The sequence below is a fragment of the Actinomadura oligospora ATCC 43269 genome (genome assembly GCF_000518265.1).
GTDB classification, from domain to species: Bacteria; Actinomycetota; Actinomycetes; order Streptosporangiales; family Streptosporangiaceae; genus Spirillospora; species Spirillospora oligospora.
In genome coordinates, this window is record NZ_KI912410.1 from 656,550 (window position 1) to 681,796 (window position 25,247).

Below are 25,247 nucleotides of genomic sequence, written 5' to 3' on the forward strand. Positions count from 1 at the left end.
TCCATCAAAGTCAGGACATAAGCGGGGAATATTCCCCGGTTTTCGCCGGGTAGCATATGGGGAGAATTCCCCACTTTGCAACGGAGGTGGTCATGACGTCGTCCCCCGGACAGCGTCCGCTGCGCGCCGACGCGCGCCGCAACGCCGAGCGACTGGTCGGCGCGGCCCGCGAGGTGTTCGCCGAGCGTGGCGTGGACGTGCCGCTCGACGACATCGCCCGCCACGCGGGCGTGGGGAACGCGACGCTCTACAGGCGTTTCCCGACTCGCCAGGACCTACTGGAGGCGGTCTACCGCGACCGCGTCGAACAGATCGGGGCTCGCGCGGCCGAACTGCTCGCGACCACCGCACCGGACGAGGCGCTCACCACGTGGCTGCTGGAGGTCGTCCGCGACGGAAGCAGCTCGCGCGGGTTCACCGCGACCCTCAAGTCGGCGCTGCAGACCCAGGGCGTCGACGTGGCGTGGTGCCGGAACCGGATTCAGGATGCCGCCGAACACCTGCTCACGCGCGCGCAGAAGGCCGGTGCCGTCCGTCCCGACGTCACAGCCGTCCAGCTGCTCAAACTCGCCAACGGCATCGCGTTCAGCACCGAACACGAACCCGACGCCGACCACCAGGCCGAGCAACTCCTCACCCTGACCCTCACCGGCCTCCGCCCCAGCTGAGCCAACGGTCCCGGGCCTGTTTGAGCCGACGGCCCCACCTGGCTGAGTCGACTCGGCTCCGACGCGGTTGAGTCCACCGGCCTTCCTGAGGCCCGCCGGCGACGGGTAGGGCGATCGGAGGGCCGTGGCCCGGTGCGTGGATGCCTGGTCAGGGGCTGGGGAGGAGGGCGTCGATTGCGCGGTGGGCCTTGGTGGTGGCGTTCTTGTCGTCCAGGCGTAGGGCGAGGTTGGTCGCGTTGAGGATCGCGTCGATCTGGAAGGCGGTCAGGTCGGCGTCCAAGGCGGCGATCTCGTCGGCATCGACGGCGTTGCGCAGCTCGGCGGCGATGAGCGACAGCCAGTCCTGGCGCTGGCGGGCCAGGGCGTCGCGGACGGGGCCGGGGCGGCTGTCGAAGTCGGGCAGGTTCGCGGACCAGAAGCAGCCGCCGGTGAACAGCGGCTTCTCCGCGTAGGCGATCCAGTTCGCGATGAGGGCCCGCAGCCGCGTCACTCCGGGGGGCGCGGTCTGGGCCGGGCGGACGACGGCGTCGAGAAACAGGTCGAGGGCCGCGTCGACCGTGGCCAGGTGAAGGTTCTCCTTCGTCCGGAACAAGGTCTGGATGCCGCTCTTGCTCAGGCCGAGGTCGGTGGCGAGCCGGCCGAGGCTGAGCCCGTTGAGGCCCTCGGCCGACGCGACGTCCACGGCGTGCCGGGTGATGGCTCGCCGCGATCGCGCGCCCCGCAGCAGCCGTCCATCGGTCACGGCCGGCTCAGGAGCGGAATTCTCGGTGTTCATCGCTCCCATCGTCCCATGTTCGACACGATGACATACGAGCGTCCGCATTGTTTGCCTCTGCTGACGTTGCCGAGGGAGACCTGGGGCGGAGTGTCTGGCCGCGGCTTCGCGGCTCTCTTGCCCAGGACGCTGGACGCTCGCGTTCGGCGGGTTTGGCCGGTGTGAGGCCGAGGTGCTCGCGGATGTCGCTGAGTCTGATGTCGGTCAGGCGCAGCCTGGCCGACGTCTCGATGAGGTCCAGTTCGTCGGGATCGTCAAAGACCTCGGCCTTGGTTGCGCTCATCGTCCTTCTTCTGAACCGGTTGGTCCGGCGGGTCATCGCCCCTGGGACGACCCGCCGGACGCGGTCGGCCGGGGGTCAGTTCTCGACGGTGGCCGTGGTGGTGACGGTTCCGGCGAGGGAGAGGACCCACTTGGCGGAGATCTTGATCTGGGTGCCCGCGGGGACCGACGCGTCCACCTGGATGGGGAAGTTGGCGCCCGCGGAGTCGGCGCGGATCTCGACCTTCGCGGGGACCGTCACGCCGGGGGTGTCACTGGTGAGTTCGATGACGGCCCCGAGCGGGTGCCAGTTGGTGCCCAGGCCGATGGAGCCGATGTTGGGGAAGGCTCCGGCCTGGAGCTTGCGGGTGACGCCGACCGTGAAGTTCTTGGGCACGAACAGCGGGGCCAGGCCCGCGGGCGGGTGGCCCAGGTCGGCGTCGATGTCGGTGATGCCGATCGGCCAGACCGGGACGCTCGGGTAGTCGACGGTGAAGGTGCCCTCCGTACTCCCCGCGGGGACGATCACGTACGGCGGGATCTTCGGTTCGGGGCTGTCGGGCAGGCCGGAGTGGTGGTTGAGCCGGAGGTCGACCGCGGTCCCGCCGGCCTTGGCCGGGGCGCTGATGTGGACGGTGCCGGTCGCCTTGGTCCCGGCGACGACGGCCTTGGCGTCGTTCGGGACGTCGAGGTCGAGCCGCTCCACCGTCTGGTCGCGCCAGTCGGGCGGGACGACGGTGACGTCGGTGGTGGCGCTGGAGTCGCTCGAGCTGGCGATCAGGGGGACGGTCGTCGTGGACGAGTACGCCTCCAGCCGGATCGGGAAGCTGACGCTGGTGGCCCCGGCGGGGACCCGGACCACGTCATTGGTCGAGTAGGCGTAGTTCCGGTCGCCGCGTCCCACGCTGATCACCTCGACCGCGAGGCCGCCCGGTGGGGCCGGGGCGCTCAGCCGGACGGTCTGGACGGCCTCGTCCCCGCCCGTGATGGTGGACGGCGAGACGCTGGTCGCGACGACCTGCGGGGTGGTCTCGGCGTGTGCGGGCAGGGCGGTGAGGGCGGCCGGGAGGGTGGCCAGGGCGGCGGCGGCGGCGAGGCCGAGCCGACGCGTGCGCGTGATCGTCATGCCCGAAGTAAACGATCTCCGCGGCCCGGGCCGACAGGACCTCGGCGATCACGTTCGAAGTCCGTAAGGAATCCCGACGCAGTGCCGTCCCGTGAACGCGCGCAGTCATGCCGGAGGCGCGTCCCGGCAGGTCAGCCCTGGTGGTCGTGCCAGGCGAGGGACGCGATCCGCCAGCCGTCCGGGGTGCGGACGAACTGGGTGGTCTTGCGTCCCGAGCCCTCGAAGGGCGCGCCGTCGCGGACGCCGGACTTACGGTAGTCGCTGAGCCGCTGCGCGATCGAGCCGGTGATCTCGGTCCGGTGGGCGACCTCCCATTCGGAGAAAGAGGTCAGTGTCCCGTCGGTGAGGATCTTGTGGCGCGGCGTGATGAAGCCGTCCAGGTCATAGATGTCGGGTGCCGGACCGGTGTTGTTGACGATCACGGCCTGCGGGAGGAACAGGTCGCGGAGGACGTCGAGGTCGGGCGTCCGGCCGCCGGTGTTGTCGAACGCGGCGAGCATGGCGTCCATGACGCGGTCGATCTCGGCGGTTTCGGGGGCGGGCGGGTTCCAGTCCTCGGACGACAGGGCCCAGAGCTTCTCGTCCTGGCGGGTCATGCCGAGGCGCTCGGCGACGCGGATGCTGCGGACGTTGTCCGGCAGGGTCCGCCACTCGGCGCGGGTCAGGCCGCGCTCGCGGAAGGCCCAGTCGATCATCAGCCGGACGACCTGGGTGACCAGCCCGCGGCCCTCGGCGGCGGGCTCCAGCCAGCAGCCGATCTCGCACACGCCCGCGCCCGCGTCGAAGGACACGAACATGGTGCCGCCGACGAGCACGCCGTCCAGCCAGATGCCGTAGAGGTAACGCTCGCCGGACGCGGCGCCGTCGGCGTAGCGCTGCAGCACCGCGCGAGCGCCGTCCAGGTCGGAGGCGATGAACGCGGCGCCGACCCACGGCTTGATGTGCGCGCGGGCGCGGTCCTGGTGGGCCAGGAACTCGGCGGCGTGGTGCGGTTCGAGCGCGCGGAGGTCGGCGTCGAGACGCAGTGGGTGGACGAGCAAGACGGCTCCATTCGCATAACGGGTGTTTTGTGAACGTACTCTGTCGGCATGCCGCGCCACAAGGGAGACCATGACGCCCGCCGCCGGGACGTGTCGGCGGCGGTGTGGCGAGTGCTGTCCGCGCAGGGGTTCGGCGGGTTGACGATGCGCGCGGTCGCCTCCGAAATGGGCGCCACGACCGGACTCGTCACGCACTATTTCGGGAGCAAGCGGGAACTCGTCGAGCACGCGCTGGCGCTGCTGGACGAGCGGCGCGAAGCCCGTCCGAGGCTGTCCGCGCCTGAGGGACTGGCGGGGCTGCGGGCCGTTCTGACCGACATCCTTCCCCTGACCCCGGAGGCCGCCGTGGGCAACCGGATCTGGGTCGGTTCGTGGGACGCGGCGCTCGGCGCTCCCGAACTAGCCGCAGGACATGGCGTCCGGTACGCGCGGGCGCGTGAGCGGATTCGACGTCACGTTCAGGTGGCCCAGCGGCTCGGCGAGATTCCGGAATCCGATGCAGACGATGTGGCCGCGTCCATCAACTCGTTCGTGCTGGGCCTCATCGTTCAGGTGTTGTTCGACGCGGACGCGTTTCCGCCCGAACGGCAGCTTCGCCTACTGGACGGCTTCTTGGACGGCCTCAGCGCGTCCAGCCCTGGGACGGGGTGACGGGACGCGACTCGGCGGGGCGTGGGTTCACGGTCGCGGCCTCGTACGGCGTGGACAGGACAATGTGGCTGTTGATCTCGCCATGCTCACCCAGGCGCTCGAACAGGCCCTCGAGGTGCGGAAACGACGCGACGCGCACCTTCAGCATCGTGCACCACGCGCCGCTCAGCTTGTGGATCTCGACGACCTCCGGGATGTCCTCCGCGCTGGTCGTCTTGAGCAGGCAGCGGCCCGGCGTGCAGTGCATCTGGACGAACGCGGTGAGCGGGAGGCCGACGGCGGCCGGGTCCACGTCGGCGCGGTAGCCGGTGATCACGCCGGACTCCTCCAGCCGCCGGACGCGCTCGGCGACGGCGGGCGGGGACAGGTTGACGCGTGTGGCGAGGCGGTTGAACGACAGGCGCCCGTCCCGCTGGAGCTCGGCGATGATCCGCTGGTCGGTCTGGTCCATGTGGAAGGCCCTTCGGCGGGAAGAGCTTTCAAAGTAACGGCGGAGAGGGGCGAACGCCATCGAACGCCCCTTCATCCGACGCCTCCGCTTTTCTACCGTTCTGGTCCATGACGCGGATGATCGGTTTGTGCGCGGGCGTGGCGCTGATGAGCGCGACGATGGCGGTGGCGAGCACGGCGAGTTCGCTGGTCGCGGGCGACCACCTCGGGACGGGCTGGGGTGCGGTCCCGCCCACGGCGGACGTGGTGGGCACGGGCGCGGGCGCGATCCTGCTGACCAGGCTGTTCCGGCGCCACGATCGGCGCACGGTCCTGGCCCTCGGTTACGGGATCGCGGCTTTCAGCGGGGCGCTGGGGGCGGTGGCGGCCGTCCAGGGGAACGTTCCGGTGCTGACCCTGGCGATGCTGCTGCTCGGCCTTGGGAACGCCGCCGCGCAGCTCTCCCGGTACGCGGCGGCCGAGCTGTACCCGCCGGGGCGGCGCGGGTTCGCGATCGGGCTGGTGGTGTGGTCGGCGGCGGTCGGGGCGGTCGGCGGGCCGCTGCTGCTCGAACCCTCCGGACGCGTCGCGGGGACGTTCGGCCTGACCACGCTCGCCGGACCGTTCGTGTTCGCCGCGGTCACGGCCGCCATCGCCGCGTTCGGGATGTCCGGACGGCGGCTCGGGGTGGAGGACTCGGAGCCGAGCGTCCCGCTGCGGTCACTGTTCGCCCTGCCGTCCGCGCGGACGGCCCTACCGGTGATGGTGACCGCGCAGGTCGTCATGTTCGGAGTGATGACGGCGGCACCGGTCGACATGCACATGCATGGGGACGGGCTCGCCGCGGTAGGGACGACCCTGGCCGCCCACACGCTGGGGATGTTCGCACTGTCTCCGCTCACCGGACGGGCCGTGGACCGCTTCGGCGCTTGGCCTGTCACACGTGCCGGGCTGGTCGTTCTGGTGGTTTCGACTGCGCTCGCAGGGATGTTCCCGGACGCGCGCATGCTGACGCTGTTCCTGCTCGGATACGGCTGGAACCTGTGCTTCGTCGGTGGCAGCGCCCTGCTCGCCGTTGGGCTGCCGCCTGCGGAGAGCGCCCGCCTAGAGGGTGCTGTGGACGCGGCCGTCTGGTCGCTGGCCGCTATCGCGTCGCTGCTTTCGACGGTCGTCCTCGCGCACGCGGGCGCGCGTGCCTTGGCGTTCGGCGCAGCCACGCTGGCACTGGTCGTCCTAGCTGGTCAGCAGGTGGTGAGCAGGCCCGCGAGTTCGGCGAGCCGCCGGTGGGAATCCAATCGCGCGACTCGGTCATAGGTGCTCGTGTGGACGAGGAACTCGTCTGCGCGCGTGCGCGTGAGGAGACGGTTCAGTTCGTCCGCGACCTGCTCTTCGGTGCCGTGGACATGGCCGCGCATGGAGTCGTCGAAGATGCGGCGCTGCCGGTCTGTCATGGTGAGCGCCTCGATGCGCGACGCGGGGATGAGCGGCGGGAACTCGCCATGCGTCCGCGAGTAGGCATTGGGCCCACGCTTCGGGGACGAGCATGCGGCGTGCCTCTTCCGTGGTGTCGGCTATGGCGACCGTCCCGGACACGATGACGTAGGGCTCGTCTTCCTGCGCGGACGGACGGAACGCCTCGCGATACCGCTCGATCGCGGCGACCATGGCGTCCTCGCCTCGCGCGGGCGCGATGACGAGCGGCAGGCCGAGCTGCGCGGCGAGATCCGCTCCCTGCCCGGTGGCCAGGATGAACGCGGGGACGCGCAGCCCTTCGGCGGGCCATGCGTGCACGCCCGGATGGACGTCCTGTTCGCCGCTGAAGTAGCCGAGGAGTTCGTGTATCTGCGTGGCGAAATCGGCGGCGTCCTCGCGGTCGTGCCCGAGCGCACGCCGCACGCCGCCGGTGAAACCCACGGACCGTCCCAGCCCCATGTCGATGCGATCCGGGTGGAGCGAGGCGAGCACGCCGAACTGCTCGGCGACGATGAGCGGCTGGTGGTTCGGGAGCATCACCCCGCCCGTCCCCACGCGCACGTGCGAGGTCGCCGCCGCGACCGCCGCCGCCAGGACGGTCGGCGCGGACCCGGCCACGCCCGGAACGCTGTGGTGCTCGGCCACCCAGAAGCGATGAAAGCCAAGCTCATCGGCCTGCTGGGCGAACGCGACCGTGTTGCGGAGGGCCTGGGACGGCTCCTCGCCGTCCCGGGTGCGGGACCGGTCCAGGATCGACCAGCGGATGCTTCGCAGAGGATCGCTCACCTTCAGGACAACGCGCGGCGCGCTGCGGCATTCCGGAATTTGACTTCGAGGTCAAATACTGGTGAGGTGGGTCTCGTGGGCAGACCGAAGCAGTTCGATCCGGACGCCGCCGTCGAGCAGGCGATGGACGTCTTCTGGCGTAAGGGGTACGGCGCGACGACGCCGCAGGACCTCGTCGTCGCGCTCGGCATCGGCAAGGGCAGCCTGTACCACGCGTTCGGTAGCAAGCGCGCGCTGTTCGAGAAGGCGCTCGAGCGGTACCGCGACGACCAGGCGGCCGGGCTGATCGAGCTTCTGGAGAGTCCGGGTCCGGTGAAGGAACGCCTGCGGCGGGCCCTGGAGTTCCTCGTCGAGGTCAACGTCCTCGACCCCCGCGGCTGCCTGGTGGTCAACACCGCGGCCGAGCTGGGCGGTGGCGGCGATCCGGCGATGGGCGAGACGGTCCGGAGCCAGTTCGCGCGCACCGAGGCCGCGTTCCGTGGCGCGGTCGAGGAGGCGCAGCGTTCCGGCGAGATCGATCGGGGGCGTGATCCCCGCACCCTCGCCAGCATGATCCTCAGCACCTTGCTGGGTTTGCAGGTCCTCGCTCGCGCGGGCGAGGGCAGAGAACGGCTGAACCAGGTGGTCGACGGCCTGCTCGACTCCCTGTAGCGAAAAGAGGCCGGCGTCTCGCGCGCCGGCCCCTCTTGTACCCATATTCTGTACCTCCAGGTCAAGAAAGGTGTCCGTCATGGACCTCGCACTGTCCGGCAAGACCGCGGTCGTCACCGGAGCCAGCCGCGGCATCGGCCTCGCCACCGTCCGCGCGCTGGTCGCCGAGGGCGTCACCGTCGCCGGAGCCGCCCGCACGGCGAGCGCCGAAATCAAGGAGACCGGCGCGATCCCCATCCAGGTCGACCTGTCCACCGACGCGGGCGCGCGCGAGCTGGCCGACCGCGCCGCCGCCGAACTCGGCGGCGTCGACCTCCTCGTCAACAACCTCGGCGGCGGTGACACCGTCGAGGTGCACGGGTTCCTCGACGTGTCCGAGGCCGAGTGGCAGGGCAACCTCGACCTCACGCTGCTCAGCGCCGTCCGCGTGACCCGCGCGATCCTGCCCGGCCTCGCCGGGAGGCGCGGGAACATCGTCAACGTCTCGTCCATCGGCGCGCGGCTTCCCGCCGCGGGCCCGGTCGCCTACAACGTCGCCAAGGCGGGCCTCACCGCGTTCGGCAAGGCCCTCGCCGAGGAGTACGGCCCACGCGGCGTCCGGGTGAACACCGTCTCGCCCGGCCCCGTCCGCACCGCCATCTGGGAGGCCCCGGACAACTTCGGCGCCCGCCTCGCCGAGTCCTTCGACGTCCCCCACGAGGAGTTCCTCACCAAGGTTCCCGAGGTCATGGGCATGACCACCGGCCGCCTCATCGAACCCGAGGAGGTCGCCGCCCTCATCACCTTCCTGCTCTCCGACGCCGCGTCCAGCATCACCGGCTCCGACCACCTCATCGACGGCGGCGTCGTCAAGACGACCTGACCCGACCGCGCCGAATCCTCCGGCATGGCCGGGGGTGTCACTCGGGGTTGGTGACGCGGGCGAGGACGACTCCGCCGATGATCAGGGTCAGCGCGGCGAGGCGTCCGGCGTTGACCGGGTCACGTTGGACGGCGATGCCGAGCGTGATCGCGCCGACCGCGCCGATGCCGGTGAAGACCGCGTAGGCGGTGCCGACCGGCAGTCCGCGCATGGCCAGCGACAACAGGAAGATCGACGCCGCGCCCAGCAGGAAACAGACGAGCGTGGGCAGCGGTCGGGTGAAGTTCTCGGTGGGCCGGATGCTCTGCGAGAACGCGATCTCCACCAACCCGGCCAACCCCAGAAACAACCAGTTCACGTTACAGCTCCTCGAGGAAGAGGGGTTGGCTCGTGCGGGCGGACCAAGGCCCGCATGAGGGTGGGAGCGCGACGGCGCCTCTGAGTCGAAAGGGGTGATGCTTCACGGACGTGTTCCTTGTGCGGGCGTGGGCGGGGTACGTCCGTGGCCTCCGGGTGAGGAATACGGTTCACGTCAGTAGTCCTTGGCGAGGGTTCGGGCGGCGTCGAGGGCGGCGGCGAGGGACTCGTCGTGCTTGGGACGCAGGTCGGCCAGGGCCGGGTCGATGAGGCTGTTGACGAGCTCGGCGTGGACGAACGTGGTGTCGTCCACGGCGAAGTGGCCCTGGAAGAAGTCGCGCAGGTAGCTCTCCTGGTGGTCGAAGCGCTCCTTGGGGGCTCCCGGGCCGTAGGCGCCGCCGCGCGCGGACGCCACGACGAAGCGGCGCGGCGCGAGGGAGACGCGAGGGAAGGTCACCTGGTCGAGCCACGCCTTGAGGGAGGAGGGAACCGAGTAGTTGTACATCGGCGTCGCGATGAGGATGACGTCGGCGGCGAGCAGCTCGTCCAGCAGCGGCTCGATGATCGCCCACGCCTCGCGCTGCGCGGGAGTGCGGACGGCCTCGTGCAGGCGTGCCGGGTCGGAGATCTGGTGCGCGAGCGCGTAGTCGCACAGCTCCGTCCACGCCTCGGTGATGTGTGGGACGGGGTCGGCCGCGAGGTCGCGCAGCACGTAGGCGCCGTCCGGGTGGGATTCGCGCCAGGCGTCGGCGAAGGCTTCGCCGACGCGGCGGCTGAACGAGTCACGGCGGGCGCTGGCGGTGAGGTGCAGCAACGAGGACATGGAAGGGCTCCTTCAACAAGTGGACACTCTGTCCGCTTGAGAAGGTAGACGATAAGCGGACAGCTTGTCCACTTTTCCTCGCATGGGTTAGTGTCACGGCCATGAACCTGCTCGCCGACCAGCCGGAACGCCCCCGCGAGCGTGCGGACGCGGCCCGCAACCGGGCGCGCGTTCTCGAGGCCGCCGCCGGTCTGTTCACCTCCCGCGACCCGCGCACGGTGACCATGGACGACGTCGCGAAGGCCGCCGGCGTCGGCCGCGGCACCCTCTACCGGCGCTTCCCCGACGTCGCGTCCATCGCCCGCGCCCTCCTCGACGAACACGAGCGCGCTCTCCAGGAGAAACTCCTGCGCGGCGAGCCGCCGCTCGGCCCCGGCGCGCCCCCGGCCGAACGCCTGGCGGCCTTCTACGCCGCCATGGTCGAACTCCTGGACGCGCACATCGCCCTCGTCCTCGGCGCCGAGACCGGCCCCCGCCGCTTCGAGACCGGCGCCTACGGCTTCTGGCGCGCCCACGTCCGAGCCCTCACCGCCGAACACACCACGACCGTCGCCGCAGGTGCCGAGGTGGACGCCCTGGCCGACGTCCTGCTGGCGCCACTAGCCCCCGAACTGTTCGAACGCCTACGAGCCGACGGACGCACCACCACCGAGATCACCGCAACCCTGACCAACCTGGCCCACCGCGTCCTCCCCTGACCAGCACCCGCCCGGCTGGTCAGCCGTCCACCTGAGTGGTCCGCCGCCCGCCCGGCGTTCCGCCCGCCCGGCGTTCCGTCGGGCTGGTGTTCCGTCCGACCGGCGTTCCGTCCGCCCGGCGTCATGGTGGTCGCGCCCGAGTGCTGGTGAGATGGCGCATCCGGGGGGAGGGGGCGTCGCGTCTGGGGGCGCACGGGACGCGGCGTCCGGGGCGCGGGGACAGGGACGTCGCGTCCGGGGGACAGGGGGCGTGGTGTCCGAGTGGGTGGGCAGCTGGGGTGGTTAGAGGGGGGTGTTGGTGGTTTGGAGGGTTTCTTGGGTGGCGTCTAGGAAGGCTCGGGTTCGGGCGGTCTCGGTGGCGGTGCGCCAGACGAGGGCCACTTCGCTGGGTGGGGCGTCCTCGATGGGGACGTAGGTGACGGCGGAGTAGGAGTAGGCGCAGCAGACCGAGCTGGGGACCGGGGCGATGCCCGCGCCCGACGCGACCAGCGTCATCATTTCCTGGAGGGTTTCCACGGGTTCGTCGCGGCGGACGGGGTGGCCGGACGGAGTGACCGGGGGGACCTGGGCGTCCCACCAGTAGGACGGGGCGGGGCCGCGGGCGGTGAACGTGGTGTCGCGGGACAGGTCGTCCATGCGGACGGACGGGCGGCTCGCGAACGGGTGGTCGGCGGCGACGGCCAGGAGCAGCGGCTCGGACAGGACGACGGGGCCGACGGTCAGGTCGGGTTCGGCGACCGGGAGGCGGGTGAGCAGGAGGTCCACGGTGCCGTCGCGGAGGGGGCCGAACGGGTCGCCGAGGTGGACCTCGCGCATGCGCACCTCGGTGCCCGGGTGGGCGGAGCGGAAGGCGGCGATGATGCGTGGGGTGAGTTCGCCCTGGGACGCGCCGAGGAAACCGATGGCGAGGGTGCCCGCGACGCCGCGCGCCATGGCGATCGCGGCGGATTCGGCGCGTTCGACGGCCGTCCAGGCCGGGGCGAGGTCGTCGTGCAGCTGCTTGCCGACGGGTGTCGGGAGGACGCGGCGGCTCGTCCGTTCGAAGAGGGGCGCGCCGATGCGGCGTTCCAGCTTCTTCAGGGTCTGGGACACCGCCGCCTGGGAGAGCCGCAGGCGCTCGGCGGTGCGGCCGAAGTGCAGCTCGTCCGCGAGGGTCAGGAAGACCTCGATCTCCTGCCGTTCCACCGGCCTCACCTCCGTCGATAAGCCCGCATGATAGATCGTTTCGCAGGTCGGCGTTGTTCCCGGGTGGCGCCGGGACGAGGCTGGACGCATGACGAACACGATGGTGAACGCGAAGACCCTGAACCTTGGCGGAGACCTGAGCGTCCGGCGGATCGGGCTCGGGACGATGCGGCTCGCGGACGGTCCGGGGCGTCCCGCCGACCCGACCGCCGCGCCCGTCTGGACGCCGCCCGCCGACCGTGACGCCGCTCTCGCGCTCCTTCGGGAGGCCGTCGAGCTGGGTGTCCAGCTCATCGACACCGCCGACGCGTACGCGCTCGGCGGGGGCGAGGAGCTGGTCGGCGAGGCGCTGCACCCGTACCGCGAGGACGTCGTGGTCGCGACGAAGGTCAGGGTCGCGCGTCCGTCGGCGGGCGAGTGGGTGCCGCTCGGGCACCCCGCCTACCTGCGGCAGCAGGCGGAGCTGAGCCTGCGGCGGCTGCGCACCGACCGGATCGACCTGCTCCAGCTGCACCGCGTCGACCCGACCGTCCCGCTGGAGGACCAGATCGGCGCGCTGAAGCAGCTCCAGGACGAGGGCAAGGTGCGGCACATCGGCCTGTCCGAGGTGACCGTCGAGCAGCTCGAGGCGGCTCGCGCGGTCGCACCGATCGCGGCCGTCCAGAACCTTTACAACCTCGCCGCGCGCGACCACGACCTGGTCGTGGACTACGCCGAGCGCCACGGCATCACGTTCCTGCCGTTCTTCCCCGTCGCGATGGGCGCGCACGCCGCTCCCGGCGGCGCGGTCGCCGAGGTCGCCGCGGAACTCGGCGCGACTCCGGCGCAGACCGCGCTGGCCTGGCTGCTGCGGCGCTCCCCGGCCCTCCTGCCGATCCCCGGCACGACGTCGGCCGCGCACGTGGCCGAGAACCTCGCGGCACTCGACCTCGCCCTGACCGCCGACCAGACCACCCGCCTCAACACCCTCGCCGCCTAGACCGCCCCCCGCATCGATGCCCGCGCCGGTGAAGCCACTCGCCCGCACCAGGCCCTATGCCTCGATGCCTGCGCTGACCGGGCTGACCGCCTCGCTCTGCCTGTGCTGCCCGCGTTGTTCGCGCTGCCGCGCTGTCGGCTGGCCTTGTGGCTCGCGCTGACCAGACTGCTCGCCTCGACCAGGCTGTCCGCTTCCCGCGCCGGTTGGGGTGCTCGCGCAGACTGGGTGGGCTGCCCTGGAGGCTTCCTCCGACCAGGTCGTCCGGCTCGTGCTCGGGGGTGGTGGTCAGGGGGTGTTGAGGAGCGGGATGATCGCGGTCAGCAGGTTGGATGGTTCGACGGCGTCGGACAAGGTGGCGATCTCGCGGGGGGAGAGCCATGCCATTCCGAGGAAGGTGTCGTTCTCTTGCGGTGTGAACGCGGTCGGGCGGACGTCTGGGGTGTCGTCGAAGCGGGCGAGGAAGAACGGCTCGGTCTTGACGTACCGGGTGCCGAGCCAGAGGAAGTCCCGCTCGACTCGCACGGACACGTCCCGGATGGACGAACCGGGTAGCCCGGTCTCCTCGTGCAGTTCGCGCCGGGCGGCCTCGATGTCGGATTCGCCCGGGTCCACTCCGCCGCCCGGCGGCTCCCAGAACACGCGACGGTTGTGCGGGTCGTTCCAGTTCATCAGCAGGACGCGGCCCGCGCCGTCCACGCAGACGATCCGCACGGCGGGACGCGCCGACCAGTCGGCGGGTTCGTAGGTCTCCACGCGAAGCCTCCTCGGTGCCAGCGTTTCATCGCACCGTCCATGATGGCGTCGGCCGAGTCGCACACGTGGCGGCCGACGAGTTCGCGTTCCTTCATGGTGTCGGTGGTCATCTCGCCGTCCGGGACACGCGCGATCTCGTAGTCGAATGTGACAAGGAACCGGTGAAAGTCGCGGCGATCGACGTCCCCAAAACGAACGGGACGGCGAGCAGTGCGGTGGCGAGGAAAGCGAGGGGCGGGCGCGGTGAGCTTCAGTTCCGAGGCGAGGAGTGCGCCCGTCGTTCGCGCCGGTGACCAGGCGGGACAGGGGCGCGGCGGCGAACAGTCCCGGGGTTCGTGGCGGCCTCCGGAAGGGAGAGCGAACGGGTGGTGAACGGTGTGGGATCGTTCAGGATGGCGTTATTGCACATCCGCTCCGCGGATTTGGGCAATACGCAAACGGCTATGGCGGGTATGGGGAAACGGGGGCTGGTCGCCCGTCCGGCGCGTGGTTAGCGTCCGGTGCCGTGGACGACGAACTGATCCTCCTGAACCCCGGCCCCGCCCGCACCTCCCAGCGGGTCAAGGACGCGCTGCTCCGAGGCGACCTGTGCCACCGCGAACCGGAGTTCGGCGAACTCCTCGCCAAGATCCGCGCGGACCTTCCCCGCGCGCTCAACCTGACCGCCCACGAGGCGCTGCTGGTGACCGGATCCGGCACCTCGGCGATGGAGATGGCGTCATCAGCTCAGTCCGCGAGGGCCGGGAGATCCTGGTGGTGGACAACGAGGTCTACGGTGACCGGCTGCTGCGGATCGCCCGCGCCAACGGGATCACCGCGCACACCGTCCGCCCGGACGGCGGCGACCTCACCCGCTGGACGACGCCGGTCGACCCCGAGGCGGTGCGGGCGGCGCTCGCCGAGCACCCGGGCGTGGACGCGGTCGCGGCTCCGCGCCGTGCGCTGAGGACGGCCCACTTCGCCCCGGAACGCCGGTAATGCCGCTCCGACGTGGGGGAACGTCAGCGCCGGAGGGAGGCCGCGCGTAAGCTCGTAGCCTCATTCCGGACGTCCCGACCGCGGCGAAAGTGAAGTCATGACCCAGCAAGATCAGCGCGAGTTCGTCCTGACGCTCTCCTGCCCGGACCGTCCGGGCATCGTGGCCGCCGTCTCGGGGGCGCTGGCCGAGCGCGGCTGCAACATCCTGGAGAGCCAGCAGTTCGGCGACCCCGACTCCGCCACGTTCTTCATGCGCGTCCAGTTCACAGCCTCGGCGGACCTGGACGCCGACGGGCTCCGCGCCGGGTTCGCCGCCCTCGGCACCGAGCTCGGCCTCGACTGGCGGCTGCACGACACCGCCGAGCGCCCGCGCGTGCTGATCATGGTGTCGAAGTTCGGGCACTGCCTGAACGACCTGCTCTACCGGCAGCGGTCCGGGCTGCTGGACGTGGACATCGTCGCCGTCGCGTCCAACCACCCGGACATGCGCCCGCTCACCCAGTCGTACGGGATCGACTACCACCACCTGCCGGTCGGGCGCGGCGGCAAGGCGGCGCAGGAGACCGAGATCCTCGCGCTGGTCGAGCACTACCGCGCCGACCTGGTCGTCCTCGCCCGGTACATGCAGATCCTCTCGGACGACTTCTGCGCCAAGCTCCCCGGGCAGATCATCAACATCCACCACTCGTTCCTGCCGAGCTTCAAGGGCGCCAAGCCCTACCACCAGGCGCACGCGCGCGGGGTGAAGCTCATCGGCGCGACCGCGCACTACGTGACGCCCGCCCTGGACGAGGGGCCGATCATCGAGCAGGAGATCGCGCGCGTCGACCACGCGCACAGCGCCGACGAACTGGTCGCCGTCGGACGCGACGTCGAGTGCCTGGCGCTCTCCCGCGCCGTCCGCTGGCACGCCGAGCACCGCGTCCTGCTGAACGGCGACCGCACCGTCGTCTTCCGCTGACCCGCCCTCTGCCTCCTTCCGCCCCTTTCCCGTCGACCTGCCTTTCGCTGGTCCGCCTTCCGTCCACTCGTCTTCCGCTGGTCCGTTTTCGTCGACCCGCCTTCCGCCAGCCCCTCTCTCCGTCGACCCGTCTTCCGCTGGTCCCGTCTTCCGCCGACTCGCCTCCCGCTGGCCCCCTCTCCGCCCAACCGCCTTGCGCCGGTCCCGGGTTCCGGCGGCTCGGCCTGCAGCCCTTGCAGATAGAGGCTTCTCGGCATGGCGGGTTTCACGGAGCGTGCCGCTGCCTCACCATGGGTAACGGCATTCCGGGGCGGTCCGGTTCCCGCGTGGGGGTGGTGAATGGGCGAGACGCTGGTCGACGACCTCATCGAAGAGGCGCACGCCCGGCAGCAGGCCCGGCGGACCGCGTTGGCCGAGTTCCGGCCGCGTCGCGTCGCGTTGCTCGCCGGGACGGGCCTGGTGCTCGCCGTCGTCGGCGGTGGCACGGCGGTGCAGGCGCTGTCCACGATGGTCGGGACGCCGGTCCGGTTCGTCCAGGTGAGGCCGGTCGCGCACGCGCTGAGGCACGCCGCGTGGCACGACCGTCCGGTGCTGGCGGTCGCGTCCGCGCTGGCCGTCACCGGGGCGTTGCTGCTGCTGGCGCTGGTTCCCGGCCGTCCGCGGCGGGAGCCGCTGCGGGGCACGGACCCGCGCCTCGCGGGCGGTGTCTCCCGGCGTGACCTGCGCCGCGCGCTCGCCGACGCCGCGCTCGACGTGGCCGGTGTCGAAAGGGCGCGGGTGCGGCTGCGCGACGGCTTCCGCCGCCGCGTCGTCGTCCGCGCCGCGACCCGGTACCGGAACCCCGCCAACTGCGCCGACCTGGTCCGGCGGGCCGTCCGCGCCCGGCTGGACGACTTCGACCTGATGCGCGCACGCCGCGTCGACGTCCGCCTGAGCTGGCGCGACGACTGAGCATGGCGACGGATCCGAAGCGCGGGCGGACGCCACCGTGAGCGGCGGACCTTGAGGCGGTGGGTGACCGGGCGACGGACGACGACTGAGCACGGTGACGGATCCACCGCGCGGGGGCGCGGGCGACGGAGAGGGCTGGGCATGCGGATCGTGGCGGGACTGACCGGGCTGCTGCTGCTCGGGACCGGGGTGCTGGCGTTGTGCGCCGGTTTGGGTGTGTTCGGGCCGGATGTGGCGGGCACGGCGGTGCTGTCGCCCGCGACCGACCGGTTCATCGTGGGCCACGACTGGTTCTGGCCGCTGGCCGGGGCGGTCGCCGAGGTCGTTGCGCTGGCCGGGCTGGTCGGGGTGGGCGGTGTCGTCCGGGCCGCGGTGCGCCGCCGCCGTGCGAGCGTGGACGGCGCGACCCGCATGCACGCCCGCGCCGCGTCCGGCGACCTGGTGCGGGACGTGACGCGGGCGCCGGGCGTCCGGGCCGTCCGGGTGCGGCTGACCGGGACGGCGGCGCGGCCGAGGCTGGCGATGACCGTGGAGTGCGCGCCGGACGCGCGTCCCGGCGAGGTGCACGCGGTGCTCGGCGGCGAGCCCGCCACGCGGTTCCGCGACGCGCTGGGCATGCAGTCGCTGCTGGTCGCCGTCCGGTACCGGCTGGCGGACGCGTCGGACCCGCTCGACATCCCCAGCGACGAGGACGTCGAGGACGCACTGGTGCCGCACGCGAGGCGGCGCCCGTCCCGGCCCCCGACGGGGGACGACGGGTCCGCGCCGGTTACCGACCGTGATGTCGGGTAGGGATGTCGGGAAGGTCGGGAGTGTTGACGCCTCCCGGCCTTGGTGGCGTTCGACCCGATGACAGGGGACCGGTGGCGTGATCGTGCCACCGGTCCTTTTTGGTGGTCTCTTGCCTTGTGGGGCGGTTTTCCTGTTACGGAACGTGAGCATGAACTCGGCAATCACGAGGCCACAGATCACGAGGCCACAGGGGGAATCGCCGTGAGTCCACAGAGCGGGCAGCAGGCCACCAGGGAACGCATGGACGGGCTGCCGAACCAGCAGGTGCGGACCGTCGCGGACCGCAAGTCCGGTGCCGCGGGCAAACCGGGACCGGTCGGCGACGCGAGCGCCGGCCGCGCGGTCGCGCCCAAGCAGAACGGCGCGCTGGTCAGCGACACCGGCCGGACCAGGATCGCGGACGGCGTGGTGGCGAAGATCGCCGGCATGGCGTCCCGCGAGGTCGGCGGCGTCCACGCCATGGGCGCCGGGATGGCCCGCACGATCGGCTCGGTCCGGGAGCGCATCCCGGGCGTCGGGACCAGCGTGACCCGGGGCGTCGCGGTCCAGGTCGGCGAGCGGCAGGCCGCCGTGGACATCGACCTGGTCGTCGAGTACGGGGTCGCCATCCCCGACCTCGCGCGGGCCGTCCGGGAGAGCGTGATCCACCAGGTCGAGCAGATGACCGGGCTGGAGGTGGTCGAGGTGAACATCACCGTCGACGACGTCCACCTGCCCGGGGACGAGAACCACAGGCAGGACGAGGCGTCGAACGAGGCCGACAGGCCGTCGCCGCGGGTGCAGTGACCGGCGGGACGTCCGGTCCGGTGGGACGGGCGGGGGCCGGGGGGCCGCCGTCCGTCGAGCTGGCCGAGCGCGTCGCCGCCGCGGTGACCGCGCTGCCGGACGTGGCGGGCCTCGCGGGCGGGCGCTCGCCGCTGGCCAGCGGGGTCGCGCCCCCGGCGAGCGGGGTCACGCCCCTGCTCGCGACCTACCGTGCCGGGACGCCGGTGAACGGGGTGGCCGTCCGGGACGACGCCGTCGAGATCGGAGTGGTGGCCCGGTTCGGGCGTCCGCTGGCCGACCTCGCCGACGACGTCCGGGCCGCCGCCCGCGCGCTGGCCGGGGACCGCCGGGTGGACGTCCTGATCGCCGACATCGTCGAGGACGACGCAACGGTCACCGACGACCGAGCGAGCGCGGACGACCGAGCGGCCGGGAACGACCGGCCGCGCGGGAACGGCCGCGCGGGCGGGAACCGCGACGCGGCCGGGGACCGCCGAGTGGGCGGGGACGGTGGCGCGGCCGGGGACGAGCGGCCGGGCACGGACGACCGGCCGGGCGGGGGCGTCGCGGGCGCGGGCGATCCGGCATGAGGCACGGCCTGATGGGCGCGCGGGGCGAGGACAGGGCGGAGCGCGAGGCGTTCCGCGCCTGGGTGCGCGACCACCACCCGGACCTCGGCGGCGACCCGGCGGAGTTCGCCGCCGAACTCCGCCGCAGGCGGCGCGCCCGGACGAGGGGGGACCCGGCGCCGGACGCGCCGATCGTCGGCGTCCAGAGGCGGTTCGGCCCGGTCGCGGCGGTGGAGCGCTGGCGCTACCGCCGCCGCCGGGCGCGACGACTGCGGTGACCGCCTGAAGGGACGGGACTGCGGTGACCGCCTGAAGGACGGGATGGGGCTGCGCTGGCGGGCGCAACGGGACGGGCCGCAGGGGCGGCGCGTCGGGACGGCTGCGGCAGCGGCCCGAGGGGGAGAGCATGAACGGAATCTCGATCTGGTCCATGGTGGGCCTCGGGTACGGGACCGCGCTCGGCTTCGCCGGGGTGTTCGGCGGACTGGGCGGGTTCCTCCTGGTCCTGGTGCTCGGCCTGGTGGGGCTGCTGGCCGGGCGCGCCGTCGCCGGAGAGATCGACGTCGCCGGGGTGTGGGAGTCGCTCGGCAACCGGAAACGGCCGATGGCATGACCGTCGTCGTCCGCACCGGGCCCGCAGGGGACACGGTTCCGGCCGCGTCGCAGCGCGGGACGACCCGGGTCACCGACCGCGTGATCACGCGGGTGGTCGGCCGGGCGGCCGGGGAGGCCGCCGGGACGACGGGGCGGGACCGGTCCGTCCTCGGTGTGCGCGTCGGCGGACGCGGCGAGGCCCGTGCCCGCGTCGCCGTCGACGGCGACCGGGTGACCGCGCGCGTGTCCACGTCGGTCGAGTATCCGGTTCCCGTCCGGCAGGTCGCGCGGCGCATCCGTGAGCTGGTGAGCGCGCGCGTCTTCGAGATGACCGGGATGACCGTCGAGCGCGTGGACGTCGAGGTCGCCTCCTTCGACCGCGCCGACGCCGCCGCCTCCGGACCGAGGCGGCTCGAATGACCACGCATGCGGGACGGTTGCCGAAGTCGACGTCGCGGGCGGCGGTGGACGCGGGGGTCCCGGTGGGGAAGGGGACGCGGGCGGCGCGGGTGGCGCGGTCGGCGTTCCGGCCACGCCGGATCGTGACGTCGCTGGTCGCGGCCGTGGCGCTGACCGCGGGAGGGACGATCGCCGCGATCGAGGTGTTCTCGGCGCTGGGCGGGCATCCGGCGCGGCTCGTCCCGTACGACCGGGCCGTGCGCTGGGCGGAGCGCTCGTCCTGGCAGAACTGGGCGGTGCTCGCGATCTGCGCCGCGGTGGCGCTGCTCGGGCTGTGGTTCCTGCTGGCCGGGCTGCTTCCGGGACGGCCCCGGGTCGTCCCGTTGCGCGGTGACAACAGGGATCTGGCGATGGCGCTCACGCGCGGCGGGTTGTGCAACACGCTCGCCTCGGTCGCCGAGAGCGTGCCGGGCGCGTCGCAGGCGCACGTCACGCTGGGCCGCCACCGGGTGAGGGTGTCCGTGCACTGCCCGTCCCATGAGGTGGACGCGGTGAAGGAGCAGGTCAGAGCGGCCGTCCAGGAGAGGCTGGACGAGATCCGCCCGCTGACGCGGTACAGGGTCGCCGTCCGGGCGCGGACCAGGCAGGGGTGAGCGATGGACCGGCATGCCGCGCGCCTGAACCGGGTCCTGCTCGTCCTGACCGGGGTGCTTCTCGCCGGGGCCGGGGGGATCGGGCTCGCGCTCGGCCTCCGGGCCTTCGGCGCCTCGCGCGCGCACGAGCCCGTCCTCAGCAGGGCGACGCGGCACTTCGCGGCGGTCCACTCCTGGTACTGGCCCGCGATCGGGGCCGGTGCCGTGGTGGCCGCGATCGTCGGGATCGCCTGGCTGCTCGCGCAGGGACGCTCCGACGGCATCACAGGGGTCGTCCTGGACGACGGCGACGGCACGGGCCGGACGATCGTCCCCGCCGGGACGCTCGTGACCGCGCTCCAGGACGATGTCCAGCGGCTGCCCGGCGTCCGGGCGGTGCGGGCGAGGCTGACCGGGAAGCCGTCCGCGCCGAGGTTGTGCCTGAACGTCGCCTACGACCGTCGCGCCGACCTGCTGGAGCTGCGCCGCAGCATCCAGGCGCCCGCGCTCGCGCGCCTGCGCGGGTCACTCGAGGTGGAGCGGCTGCCCGCGGTCGTCCGGCTGCGCCTGGTCACCGGGGACGAGCGCCGCACCGTCGAGTGACCTCCCAGGAATCGTCCCGGTGAGCATGCCGAGTGACGTTCCGCCGCGGGCCCAAGACCGAACCCGGCTCTGGTCGCCGGGCCGGACGTGCGCGATGATGCCCGCCATGGACGAACTGATGGCGGGGCATGTGGCGGCGTACGAGCAGACCGTCCGGTCGACGATCGAGCTGGCCGAGACGTTCGACGACGCGGACTGGGACCGTCCGACCGAGCTCCCCGGATGGACCGTCAAGGACATCGTGTCGCACCTGGCCGGTGTGGAGGTCATGCTGATGGGCGAGGACCCGGCGCCCGGCCACACGACCCCGGACGACCTGCCGCACGTCCGCAACGATCTCGGCAGGCTGGTCGAGGCGGCGGTGGACCACCGGCGCGGGACGCCCGGCCCGGAGGTGCTGAAGGAGCTGCGCGCCGTCCTCGAACGGCGGCTTGAGCGGCTCGCGACGACCTCGCCCGACGAGCGCACGTGGCTGCCGATCGGCGGCGAGGGCCCCTACAGCGAGCTGATGGTGTTCCGCGCGTTCGACTGCTGGGTGCACGAGCAGGACATCCGGCGCGCGGTCGGACGGCCCGGCAACCTGGACGGTCCCGGCGGCCGGCGGATGTTCCAGATCGTCGTGCGCGGCCTGCCGATGATCGTCGGAAAGCGCGCCGCCGCGCCCGCCGGGACGGCCGTGACGTTCGAGATCAGCGGCGAGTTCGAGTTCACCCGGCACGTCCAGGTGGGTGAGGACGGGCGCGCCGCCTTCGCCGAGACCGTCCCTGAGGACGCGACCGTCCTGCGGATGGACTGGGAGACCTACACCCGCCTGGTGACGGGGCGCTGCACGTCCGCCGAGGTCACGGTGGGGGTCAGCGGGGACGAGGGGCTGGCCGCGCGGATCCTCGGGGCCATGGCTCTGGCACCTTGACGACATCTTTGTCCGCATTATCCCCAAAATCACCCATTCGCGTCCTAACGTTTGGGGTACCCGCTGACGTCGAGGGCGTTTGGAGGTGTTCGCTTGCTGGAGCACCAGAGGACGGACGGCTCCCTCAGGGAGCCCTTCGACGGATGGAGGCGTGATCTGAACGACTTCCCAACGGGCCCCTTCCACTAGAGCGGCCCGAGCGCTCCGGAGGCCGTGACCAACCGCCACGACCTCTGGGAGCGCGACCCGTATTTCGCACTGTCCAGGCGTCCGGGACGTTCGCGTCCCGGACGTCTTCGCGCGTTCCGGCCTCGTGTGACGTGTTCCGGCCTCGTGTGACGTGTTCCGGCCTCGTGTGACACGTGCCACGGCGCTAGTGGGTTGGAAAATCCAACTGACAGCGGGACTCTTGGGTTGGAGAATCCAACTGAGGAGGAAGCCATGCGCGACGCGGTGATCGTCGAGGCCGTCAGGACCCCGATCGGCAAGGGCAAGCCGGGCGGCGCCCTGCACGAGGACCACCCGGTGGACCTGCTCGCCCGCACCCTGAAGGCGCTGGTCGAGCGGACGGGCATCGACCCGTCCGCCGTGGACGACGTGATCGGCGGCGTGGTCACCCAGGCGGGGGAGCAGGCCCTCAACCTCACGCGCAACGCCGTCCTCGCCGCGGGCTTCCCCGAGTCGGTCCCCGCGACGACCGTGGACCGCCAGTGCGGCTCTTCCCAGCAGGCCCTGCACTTCGCCGCGCAGGGCGTGATCGCGGGCGCGTACGACGTCGTGATCGCGTGCGGCGTCGAGTCGATGTCCCGCGTCCCGATGGGATCGGCCGTCCTGCCCGGAAGCGACCCGTTCGGCCCGATGCTGAACGAGCGCTACCCCGAGGGCCTGGTCGGCCAGGGCATCAGCGCCGAGCTGATCGCCGCCCGCTGGAAGCTCTCCCGCGCCGAGCTGGACGGGTTCGCCACCGACTCCCACCGCCGCGCCGCCCAGGCCTGGGAGAAGCACGAGTTCGACCGCGAGCTGGCCTGGCCCGGACGGGACGAGTCGGTCCGCCCGACGACCACCCCGGAGATCCTCGCCGGGCTGAAGCCCGCCTACTACTACGAGGAGGCCGCCCGCCGCTTCCCGGAGATCGGCTGGGACATCACGGCGGGCAACGCCTCCCCGATCAACGACGGGGCCGCCGCCGTCCTGGTGATGAGCCGCGAGGCCGCCGAGCGCCTCGGCCTGCGCCCCCGCGCCCGCTTCCACACCTTCGCCGTCGCGGGGGACGACCCGCTGCTCATGCTCACCGCGATCATCCCGGCCACGGCCAAGGCCCTCACCCGCTCCGGCCTCGCCGTCGAGGACATCGACCTGTTCGAGGTGAACGAGGCGTTCTCGCCCGTCGTCCTCGCCTGGCTGCGGGAGACCGGCGCCGACCCGGCGAAGACCAACGTCCGCGGCGGCGCGATCGCCCTCGGCCACCCGCTCGGCGCCAGCGGCGCCCGGATCATGACCACCCTCCTGCACACCCTGGAGGACACCGGCGGACGCTACGGCCTCCAGACGATGTGCGAGGCGGGCGGCCTGGCGAACGCGACCATCATCGAGCGGCTCTAGCAGCGCATACGATGATGACCATGCCGCCGAAGGACGCCGACCCGAGGCCCTGCTCGATCGCCGACACCCTGGACCTGATCGGCGAACGCTGGTCGGTCCTGGTCGTCCGCGAGCTGTTCCACGGCGTCCGGCGCTTCGACGGCATCGCCCGCAACACCGGCGCGTCCCGCGACATCCTCACGGCGCGCCTCCGCAAGCTCGAGCGGTCGGGGATCATCCACCGCGAGCAGTACAGCGACCGTCCGGCCCGGTACGAGTACCACCTCACCGAGGCCGGACAGGAGCTGGGCGACGTCCTGCTCATGCTGCTCAAGTGGGGCGACCGCCACATCAACCAGGACGATCCGCCCGTCGTCTTCACCCACTCCTGCGGCGTCGACCTCGTCCCCGAGGTCGTCTGCGCCGCCTGCGGCGAACCCGCCCGCCAGGGCGCTTCCGCCGCCCGCGGCCGGGGTATCCGCCCCGCCTGAGCCCTCTCGGACCCACCCGAGCCCCTCTCGGACCTGCCCTGAGCCCTCTCGGACCCGCCCCGAGCCCCGCCTGAGCGGGGCGGTCAGCACTCGATGACGTTGACGGCGAGGCCGCCGCGCGAGGTCTCCTTGTACTTGTCGAGCATGTCCCGGCCGGTGTCCTTCATGGTCTTGATGGCACGGTCCAGGGAGACGAAGTGCTTGCCGTCGCCGCGGAGGGAGATGCGGGCCGCGCTGATGGCCTTGATCGCGCCGACGGCGTTGCGCTCGATGCAGGGGACCTGGACGAGGCCGCCCACGGGGTCGCAGGTGAGGCCGAGGTTGTGCTCGATGCCGATCTCGGCGGCGTTCTCGACCTGCTCGGGGGTGCCGCCGAGGACCTCGGTGAGGCCCGCGGCGGCCATCGAGCAGGCGGACCCGACCTCGCCCTGGCAGCCGACCTCGGCGCCGGAGATGCTGGCGTTCTGCTTGAACAGGACGCCGATGGCCCCGGCGGTCAGCAGGAAGCGGACCACGCCGTCGTCGTCCGCGCCCGGGACGAACCGGTCGTAGTAGTGCAGGACGGCCGGGATGATGCCCGCCGCGCCGTTGGTGGGGGCGGTGACGATCCGTCCGCCCGCGGCGTTCTCCTCGTTCACCGCGAGGGCGAACAGGGTCACCCAGTCCATCGCGTGCAGCGGGTCGGTGGCCTTCTCGGAGACCAGCTTGCGGTGCAGGCGGGGCGCGCGGCGGGGGACCTTCAGGCCGCCGGGCAGCAGGCCCTCGCGGGAGCAGCCGCGGTCCACGCAGGCGCGCATGACCTGCCACAGCTCGACCAGGCCGGAGCGGATCTCGGCCTCGGAGCGGCCGAACGCCTTCTCGTTCTCCAGCATCAGCGCGGAGATCGACAGGCCCGTCTCGTGGCAGCGCTCCAGGAGCTCGGCGGCGGTGTCGAAGCGGTGGGGCAGGACGGTGTCGTCGGCCTTGATCCGGTCCGCGCCGGTGGCGTGCTCGTCGACGACGAAGCCGCCGCCGACCGAGTAGTAGACGCGGGTGCGCAGCTCGTTGCCGTCGGCGTCGAAGGCGGTGAAGCGCATGCCGTTCGGGTGGCCGGGCAGGGAGATCTTGCGCTCGAAGACCAGGTGCTCGCCGATCACGAACGGGACCGGGTGCGAGCCGTAGAGGGTCAGTGATCCGGTCTCGCGGACGCGCGCCAGGCGCTCGTCCACGGTGTCCACGTCCACCAGCTCGGGCTTGTCGCCCTCCAGGCCGAGGATGACGGCCTTGTCGCTGCCGTGCCCCTTGCCGGTCAGGCCGAGCGAGCCGTAGAGGATCGCCTGGACGGACGCCGTCTTCTCCAGGACGCCGTCCTGGTCGAGTCCCCGCGCGAAGCGGTGCGCCGCCGCCATCGGTCCGCCGGTGTGCGAGGACGACGGCCCGATGCCGATCTTGAAGAGGTCGAAAACGCTGATAGCCATGGGCTTGCTACTCCATTGTAGCGGCGGGAAGACACGTGCCCCCG

33 protein-coding genes are annotated in these 25,247 nt (G+C 72.1%); 21 read left to right on the forward strand and 12 right to left on the reverse strand.

Features of this window, described 5'->3' with window-relative positions; all coding sequences use genetic code 11:
- The first annotated feature begins 92 nt into the window (after positions 1-92).
- Positions 93-668, forward strand: a complete 576-nt coding sequence (locus P696_RS0134690; protein WP_026415928.1) for a TetR/AcrR family transcriptional regulator — start codon at positions 93-95, stop codon at positions 666-668.
- A gap of 148 nt (positions 669-816) precedes the next feature.
- Here P696_RS0134690 and P696_RS0134695 read toward each other — a convergent pair whose 3' ends face one another.
- The 4 genes from P696_RS0134695 to P696_RS58510 form a co-directional block, all read right to left on the reverse strand.
- The gene (locus P696_RS0134695; RefSeq protein WP_026415929.1) at positions 817-1,443 is read right to left on the reverse strand and encodes a TetR/AcrR family transcriptional regulator; all 627 of its coding nucleotides are present in this window, start codon (positions 1,441-1,443) and stop codon (positions 817-819) included.
- Positions 1,418-1,726: a hypothetical protein gene (locus P696_RS57130; protein ID WP_170026641.1), complete on the reverse strand. Its 309-nt coding sequence runs from the start codon at positions 1,724-1,726 to the stop codon at positions 1,418-1,420. Before P696_RS57130 ends, P696_RS0134695 begins: the two co-directional genes overlap by 26 nt.
- 75 nt (positions 1,727-1,801) lie before the next feature.
- Positions 1,802-2,830, reverse strand: a complete 1,029-nt coding sequence (locus tag P696_RS56535) for a hypothetical protein (protein ID WP_026415930.1) — start codon at positions 2,828-2,830, stop codon at positions 1,802-1,804.
- Positions 2,831-2,961: 131 nt separating this feature from the next.
- On the reverse strand, positions 2,962-3,870 hold the full coding sequence (locus tag P696_RS58510; protein WP_026415931.1) for a GNAT family N-acetyltransferase: 909 nt from the start codon (positions 3,868-3,870) through the stop codon (positions 2,962-2,964).
- Between the two features lie 48 nt (positions 3,871-3,918).
- Between P696_RS58510 and P696_RS0134710 the strand changes: the two genes are divergently transcribed.
- Positions 3,919-4,521, forward strand: a complete 603-nt coding sequence (locus P696_RS0134710; protein WP_026415932.1) for a TetR/AcrR family transcriptional regulator — start codon at positions 3,919-3,921, stop codon at positions 4,519-4,521.
- Here P696_RS0134710 and P696_RS0134715 read toward each other — a convergent pair.
- Positions 4,493-4,972, reverse strand: coding sequence for an Lrp/AsnC family transcriptional regulator (locus tag P696_RS0134715; protein ID WP_026415933.1), 480 nt, complete (start codon positions 4,970-4,972; stop codon positions 4,493-4,495). The genes P696_RS0134710 and P696_RS0134715 overlap by 29 nt on opposite strands.
- A 107-nt stretch (positions 4,973-5,079) precedes the next feature.
- On the opposite strand from P696_RS0134715, the gene P696_RS50070 reads away from it, so the two are divergent.
- Positions 5,080-6,264: an MFS transporter gene (locus P696_RS50070; protein WP_051468509.1), complete on the forward strand. Its 1,185-nt coding sequence runs from the start codon at positions 5,080-5,082 to the stop codon at positions 6,262-6,264.
- Here P696_RS50070 and P696_RS50075 read toward each other — a convergent pair.
- Positions 6,259-7,209: an MsnO8 family LLM class oxidoreductase gene (locus tag P696_RS50075; protein ID WP_245627929.1), complete on the reverse strand. Its 951-nt coding sequence runs from the start codon at positions 7,207-7,209 to the stop codon at positions 6,259-6,261. The genes P696_RS50070 and P696_RS50075 overlap by 6 nt on opposite strands.
- 75 nt (positions 7,210-7,284) lie before the next feature.
- On the opposite strand from P696_RS50075, the gene P696_RS0134730 reads away from it, so the two are divergent.
- Positions 7,285-7,860, forward strand: coding sequence for a TetR/AcrR family transcriptional regulator (locus P696_RS0134730; RefSeq protein ID WP_026415934.1), 576 nt, complete (start codon positions 7,285-7,287; stop codon positions 7,858-7,860).
- Between the two features lie 79 nt (positions 7,861-7,939).
- Positions 7,940-8,722: an oxidoreductase gene (locus P696_RS0134735; protein ID WP_026415935.1), complete on the forward strand. Its 783-nt coding sequence runs from the start codon at positions 7,940-7,942 to the stop codon at positions 8,720-8,722.
- 37 nt (positions 8,723-8,759) lie between these two features.
- On the opposite strand, the gene P696_RS0134740 is transcribed toward P696_RS0134735, so the two are convergent.
- Both P696_RS0134740 and P696_RS0134745 read right to left on the reverse strand, forming a co-directional pair.
- Positions 8,760-9,080 carry a DMT family transporter gene (locus P696_RS0134740; protein WP_026415936.1) on the reverse strand — a complete coding sequence of 107 codons (321 nt, stop codon included), beginning with the start codon at positions 9,078-9,080 and terminating at the stop codon, positions 8,760-8,762.
- A gap of 174 nt (positions 9,081-9,254) precedes the next feature.
- Positions 9,255-9,902, reverse strand: a complete 648-nt coding sequence (locus tag P696_RS0134745) for an FMN-dependent NADH-azoreductase (protein WP_026415937.1) — start codon at positions 9,900-9,902, stop codon at positions 9,255-9,257.
- A 101-nt stretch (positions 9,903-10,003) separates the two neighbouring features.
- Between P696_RS0134745 and P696_RS0134750 the strand changes: the two genes are divergently transcribed.
- The gene (locus P696_RS0134750) at positions 10,004-10,600 is read left to right on the forward strand and encodes a TetR/AcrR family transcriptional regulator (RefSeq protein WP_034488341.1); all 597 of its coding nucleotides are present in this window, start codon (positions 10,004-10,006) and stop codon (positions 10,598-10,600) included.
- Between the two features lie 282 nt (positions 10,601-10,882).
- Here the strand turns inward: P696_RS0134750 and P696_RS0134755 are convergent, their stop codons facing one another.
- Positions 10,883-11,785, reverse strand: coding sequence for a LysR family transcriptional regulator (locus tag P696_RS0134755; RefSeq protein WP_026415939.1), 903 nt, complete (start codon positions 11,783-11,785; stop codon positions 10,883-10,885).
- A gap of 88 nt (positions 11,786-11,873) precedes the next feature.
- Here P696_RS0134755 and P696_RS0134760 point away from each other — a divergent pair, with 88 nt between their 5' ends.
- On the forward strand, positions 11,874-12,764 hold the full coding sequence (locus tag P696_RS0134760) for an aldo/keto reductase (RefSeq protein ID WP_051468510.1): 891 nt from the start codon (positions 11,874-11,876) through the stop codon (positions 12,762-12,764).
- A 285-nt stretch (positions 12,765-13,049) separates the two neighbouring features.
- Here the strand turns inward: P696_RS0134760 and P696_RS0134765 are convergent, their stop codons facing one another.
- Both P696_RS0134765 and P696_RS0134770 read right to left on the reverse strand, forming a co-directional pair.
- Positions 13,050-13,517 carry an NUDIX hydrolase gene (locus tag P696_RS0134765; RefSeq protein WP_026415941.1) on the reverse strand — a complete coding sequence of 156 codons (468 nt, stop codon included), beginning with the start codon at positions 13,515-13,517 and terminating at the stop codon, positions 13,050-13,052.
- A gap of 490 nt (positions 13,518-14,007) precedes the next feature.
- Entirely contained in the window at positions 14,008-14,187 is a 180-nt protein-coding gene (locus tag P696_RS0134770; RefSeq protein WP_026415942.1) for a hypothetical protein, read from the reverse strand.
- 83 nt (positions 14,188-14,270) lie between these two features.
- On the opposite strand from P696_RS0134770, the gene P696_RS0134775 reads away from it, so the two are divergent.
- The 14 genes from P696_RS0134775 to P696_RS50100 all read left to right on the forward strand — a co-directional run bounded on the left by P696_RS0134775 (position 14,271) and on the right by P696_RS50100 (position 23,746).
- Positions 14,271-14,495, forward strand: a complete 225-nt coding sequence (locus tag P696_RS0134775; RefSeq protein ID WP_026415943.1) for a hypothetical protein — start codon at positions 14,271-14,273, stop codon at positions 14,493-14,495.
- A gap of 97 nt (positions 14,496-14,592) precedes the next feature.
- The gene (purU, locus tag P696_RS0134780; RefSeq protein WP_026415944.1) at positions 14,593-15,456 is read left to right on the forward strand and encodes a formyltetrahydrofolate deformylase; all 864 of its coding nucleotides are present in this window, start codon (positions 14,593-14,595) and stop codon (positions 15,454-15,456) included.
- 339 nt (positions 15,457-15,795) lie between these two features.
- The gene (locus tag P696_RS0134785; RefSeq protein ID WP_051468511.1) at positions 15,796-16,407 is read left to right on the forward strand and encodes a DUF6286 domain-containing protein; all 612 of its coding nucleotides are present in this window, start codon (positions 15,796-15,798) and stop codon (positions 16,405-16,407) included.
- 141 nt (positions 16,408-16,548) lie between these two features.
- Positions 16,549-17,199, forward strand: a complete 651-nt coding sequence (locus tag P696_RS53265) for a hypothetical protein (protein WP_051468512.1) — start codon at positions 16,549-16,551, stop codon at positions 17,197-17,199.
- A 201-nt stretch (positions 17,200-17,400) separates the two neighbouring features.
- Positions 17,401-17,985: an Asp23/Gls24 family envelope stress response protein gene (locus tag P696_RS0134795; protein ID WP_245627930.1), complete on the forward strand. Its 585-nt coding sequence runs from the start codon at positions 17,401-17,403 to the stop codon at positions 17,983-17,985.
- Positions 17,982-18,554 carry a hypothetical protein gene (locus tag P696_RS57645; RefSeq protein ID WP_051468513.1) on the forward strand — a complete coding sequence of 191 codons (573 nt, stop codon included), beginning with the start codon at positions 17,982-17,984 and terminating at the stop codon, positions 18,552-18,554. The genes P696_RS0134795 and P696_RS57645 overlap by 4 nt, the downstream gene beginning before the upstream one ends.
- Positions 18,551-18,811, forward strand: coding sequence for a hypothetical protein (locus P696_RS0134805; protein WP_157430093.1), 261 nt, complete (start codon positions 18,551-18,553; stop codon positions 18,809-18,811). Before P696_RS57645 ends, P696_RS0134805 begins: the two co-directional genes overlap by 4 nt.
- 128 nt (positions 18,812-18,939) lie before the next feature.
- On the forward strand, positions 18,940-19,146 hold the full coding sequence (locus P696_RS50090; RefSeq protein ID WP_034488347.1) for a hypothetical protein: 207 nt from the start codon (positions 18,940-18,942) through the stop codon (positions 19,144-19,146).
- A complete protein-coding gene (locus tag P696_RS50095; RefSeq protein WP_034488350.1) occupies positions 19,143-19,547 on the forward strand; it encodes an Asp23/Gls24 family envelope stress response protein in 405 nt (134 codons plus the stop codon). Before P696_RS50090 ends, P696_RS50095 begins: the two co-directional genes overlap by 4 nt.
- Entirely contained in the window at positions 19,544-20,179 is a 636-nt protein-coding gene (locus P696_RS0134820) for a DUF6286 domain-containing protein (RefSeq protein ID WP_026415948.1), read from the forward strand. Before P696_RS50095 ends, P696_RS0134820 begins: the two co-directional genes overlap by 4 nt.
- A gap of 3 nt (positions 20,180-20,182) precedes the next feature.
- Entirely contained in the window at positions 20,183-20,761 is a 579-nt protein-coding gene (locus tag P696_RS0134825) for a hypothetical protein (RefSeq protein WP_026415949.1), read from the forward strand.
- A gap of 106 nt (positions 20,762-20,867) precedes the next feature.
- Positions 20,868-21,674 carry a maleylpyruvate isomerase family mycothiol-dependent enzyme gene (locus P696_RS0134830; RefSeq protein WP_064744238.1) on the forward strand — a complete coding sequence of 269 codons (807 nt, stop codon included), beginning with the start codon at positions 20,868-20,870 and terminating at the stop codon, positions 21,672-21,674.
- Between the two features lie 441 nt (positions 21,675-22,115).
- Complete coding sequence (locus P696_RS0134835) at positions 22,116-23,276, forward strand: thiolase family protein (RefSeq protein ID WP_026415951.1); 1,161 nt, start codon at positions 22,116-22,118, stop codon at positions 23,274-23,276.
- Between the two features lie 20 nt (positions 23,277-23,296).
- On the forward strand, positions 23,297-23,746 hold the full coding sequence (locus tag P696_RS50100) for a winged helix-turn-helix transcriptional regulator (protein ID WP_157430094.1): 450 nt from the start codon (positions 23,297-23,299) through the stop codon (positions 23,744-23,746).
- A gap of 83 nt (positions 23,747-23,829) precedes the next feature.
- On the opposite strand, the gene P696_RS0134845 is transcribed toward P696_RS50100, so the two are convergent.
- Positions 23,830-25,203: an L-serine ammonia-lyase gene (locus tag P696_RS0134845; protein ID WP_026415952.1), complete on the reverse strand. Its 1,374-nt coding sequence runs from the start codon at positions 25,201-25,203 to the stop codon at positions 23,830-23,832.
- Positions 25,204-25,247 lie beyond the last annotated feature (44 nt).